This is a genomic window from Pseudomonas sp. SDO52101_S400, from assembly GCF_054071635.1.
Genome location: NZ_JBSVWF010000126.1, coordinates 1 through 3,130, shown reverse-complemented (window position 1 = coordinate 3,130; position 3,130 = coordinate 1). Strand labels below are relative to the sequence as shown.

At 61.5% G+C, this 3,130-nt stretch carries 3 protein-coding genes; all 3 read left to right on the top strand.

What is annotated here, in order from left to right; genetic code table 11:
• Positions 1–135 precede the first annotated feature (135 nt).
• Complete coding sequence (locus tag ACW9HX_RS28950; protein WP_457383197.1) at positions 136–1,170, top strand: NADP-dependent oxidoreductase; 1,035 nt, start codon at positions 136–138, stop codon at positions 1,168–1,170.
• 66 nt (positions 1,171–1,236) lie between these two features.
• Positions 1,237–1,839 (top strand): recombination mediator RecR, encoded by a 603-nt coding sequence (recR, locus tag ACW9HX_RS28945; RefSeq protein ID WP_096822493.1) that lies wholly within the window; start codon positions 1,237–1,239, stop codon positions 1,837–1,839.
• A gap of 71 nt (positions 1,840–1,910) precedes the next feature.
• A complete protein-coding gene (locus ACW9HX_RS28940) occupies positions 1,911–3,059 on the top strand; it encodes an acyl-CoA dehydrogenase family protein (RefSeq protein ID WP_457383196.1) in 1,149 nt (382 codons plus the stop codon).
• The last annotated feature ends 71 nt before the right edge of the window (positions 3,060–3,130 follow it).

The following is a 3,130-nucleotide window of genomic DNA, read 5'->3' as shown; positions in this document are numbered from 1 at the left end:
AGTGCATTTCAAATGTGGGAGCGAGCCTGCTCGCGAAGGCGTCGACCTGGTTGATCTGATAAACATCGAACCCGCTATCGCCACGACGGTCTTTTCCCTATACCGCCGAATTCAACATTTGCAGGAGACGCTGACATGTCCGACCCTCTGACCCTCAATCAACGCTTCGTGCTGGCCTCGCGGCCAGTGGGCGCACCGACGCCCGAGAACTTCCGTCTGGAGCGCGAGGCGCTGCCGGACCTTGAAGACGGCCAGTTGCTGCTCAAGACCCTTTACCTGTCGCTCGATCCCTACATGCGCGGACGCATGAGCGACGCTCCGTCCTACGCCGCACCGGTACAAATCGGTGAGGTGATGACCGGTGGGGCTGTCAGTCGGGTCGAGCAATCGCGTCATCCAAAATTCCAGGTCGGTGATCTGGTGGTCGGCGCCACCGGTTGGCAAAGCCACAGTATCAGCGACGGTCGCAACATCATCCCGATCCCGTCGGGTCTGCCGAGCCCGTCGATGGCCCTCGGTGTACTGGGCATGCCGGGCATGACCGCTTACATGGGTCTGATGGACATCGGCCAGCCGAAAGAAGGCGAGACTCTGGTGGTCGCCGCCGCTTCTGGCGCGGTAGGTTCGGTGGTCGGCCAGGTGGCGAAGATCAAAGGCCTGCGTGCCGTCGGCGTGGCCGGTGGTGCAGAGAAGTGCAAGTACGTGGTCGAGGAGCTGGGCTTCGACGCCTGTATCGATCACAAGGCACCTGACTTCGCCGAGCAACTGGCCAAGGCCTGTCCGAAAGGCATCGACATCTATTACGAAAACGTCGGCGGCCATGTCTTCGATGCGGTCGTCCCGCTGCTCAATCCCAAGGCACGGATTCCGCTGTGCGGCTTGATCGCCGGCTACAACGCTTCAGAAGCGCCAAAAGGCCCGGATCGTTTGCCCGCCTTGCAACGCACCTTGTTGACCAAGCGCGTGCGGATTCAGGGCTTCATCGTGTTTGACGACTACGGTGACCGTCAGCCGGAATTCATCAGCGCCATGGTGCCGTGGGTGCGCGAGGGCAAGGTGAAGTTCCGCGAAGACGTGGTCGATGGCCTGGAGCAGGCGCCGCAAGCGTTTATCGGTCTGCTGGAGGGGCGCAACTTCGGCAAACTGGTGGTGCGGGTCGCCCAGGACTGAGGATTTGACGCTGGCCGGAGGCGCGGGTATAAACCGCGTCTCGTTGTTTTGTCGGACTTTTTCCCCATGAGCTTCAGCCCTTTGATTCGCCAACTGATCGACGCCCTGCGAATTCTGCCGGGCGTGGGTCAGAAAACTGCCCAGCGTATGGCGTTGCAGTTGCTCGAACGTGACCGCAGCGGCGGCACGCGCCTGGCCCAGGCGTTGAGCCAGGCCATGGAAGGGGTCGGACACTGCCGCCAGTGCCGCACGCTGACCGAAGACGACCTGTGCCCGCAATGCGCCGACACGCGCCGTGACGACACGTTGCTGTGCGTGGTGGAAGGTCCGATGGATGTGTACGCGGTCGAGCAGACCGGATTTCGTGGGCGCTACTTCGTGCTCAAGGGACATCTGTCGCCGCTGGACGGGCTCGGCCCGGAGGCCATCGGCATTCCGCAATTGATGACGCGGATCGAAGAGGCGGGCACCTTCACCGAAGTCATCCTCGCCACCAACCCGACCGTGGAAGGTGAAGCGACGGCGCACTACATCGCGCAATTGCTCAACAACAAAGGCCTGATCGCCTCGCGTATCGCTCACGGCGTTCCGTTGGGCGGCGAACTGGAGCTGGTGGACGGCGGCACGCTGGCTCACTCGTTTGCCGGGCGCAAGCCGATTTCCCTCTGAACCACACAATCCTGTTGAAAACCAAGCAAGCGCTCGGTTAAGTTCGGCGAACCCTTCCATGGAGTTCGCCGATGCCCGCCTTCCAGGAATACTTCGACCCCAGCCACCAAATGGTCCGCGACAGCGTCAGACGTTTCGTCGACCGCGAGATCCTGCCGGACATCGATACGTGGGAAGAAGCCGAAAACTTCCCCCGTGAGCTGTACCTCAAGGCCGGTGCGGCCGGCATCCTCGGCATCGGTTATCCCGAAGCGCTGGGCGGCAGTCACGAAGGTGACCTGTTCGCCAAGATCGCCGCCAGTGAAGAACTCATGCGTTGTGGCTCCGGCGGGCTGGTGGCCGGGCTCGGTTCGCTCGACATAGGTCTGCCGCCAATCGTCAAATGGGCCCGTCCCGAAGTTCGTGACCGTGTCGTCCCTCAAGTCCTTAGCGGCGAGAAAATTAGTGCTTTGGCCGTCACCGAACCGGGCGGCGGTTCCGACGTCGCCAACCTGCAGACCCGCGCCGTACGCGACGGCGATCATTACCGGATCAGCGGCAGCAAAACCTTCATCACCAGTGGCGTGCGCGCCGATTACTACACCGTCGCGGTGCGTACCGGCGCGCCCGGTTTTGGCGGCATCAGCCTGTTGTTGATCGAGAAGGGCACGCCGGGTTTCACTGTCGGCCGCCAGCTGAAGAAAATGGGCTGGTGGGCGTCGGACACGGCTGAATTGTTTTTCGACGATTGCCGAGTGCCTGTAGGAAACTTGATTGGCGCGGAGAACATGGGCTTTGCCTGCATCATGGGCAACTTCCAGAGCGAGCGTCTGGCCCTGGCGCTGATGGCCAACATGACCGCGCAATTGGCGCTGGAAGAGAGTCTGAAGTGGGCGAAGGAGCGTGAAGCGTTCGGCAAACCCATCGGCAAATTCCAGGTGATCAAGCATCGCCTCGCGGAAATGGCCACGGCGCTGGAAGTCTCGCGGGAGTTCACTTACCGGCAAGCGGCAAAAATGGCGGCGGGGCAGAGCGTGATCAAGGAAATCTCCATGGCCAAGAACTTCGCCACGGACACCTCGGATCGCATCACCAACGAAGCGGTGCAGATTCTTGGTGGGTTGGGTTATATGCGCGAAAGCCTGGTGGAGCGGCTGTATCGGGATAACCGAATCCTGTCGATTGGCGGCGGGACGCGGGAAGTGATGAACGAGATCATCAGCAAACAGATGGGGCTTTAGATTTTGCAGTGAGGCTAGTGGCCCTTTCGCGAGCAAGCCCGCTCCCACATTCGACCGTGCTCCATCAGGGG

Bases quoted from the DNA above. Each gene is read 5' to 3' on its own strand.
- ACW9HX_RS28950 (WP_457383197.1), top strand. From the start codon at position 136: ATGTCCGACCCTCTGACCCTCAATCAACGCTTCGTGCTGGCCTCGCGG.
- recR (WP_096822493.1), top strand. From the start codon at position 1,237: ATGAGCTTCAGCCCTTTGATTCGCCAACTGATCGACGCCCTGCGAATT.
- ACW9HX_RS28940 (WP_457383196.1), top strand. From the start codon at position 1,911: ATGCCCGCCTTCCAGGAATACTTCGACCCCAGCCACCAAATGGTCCGC.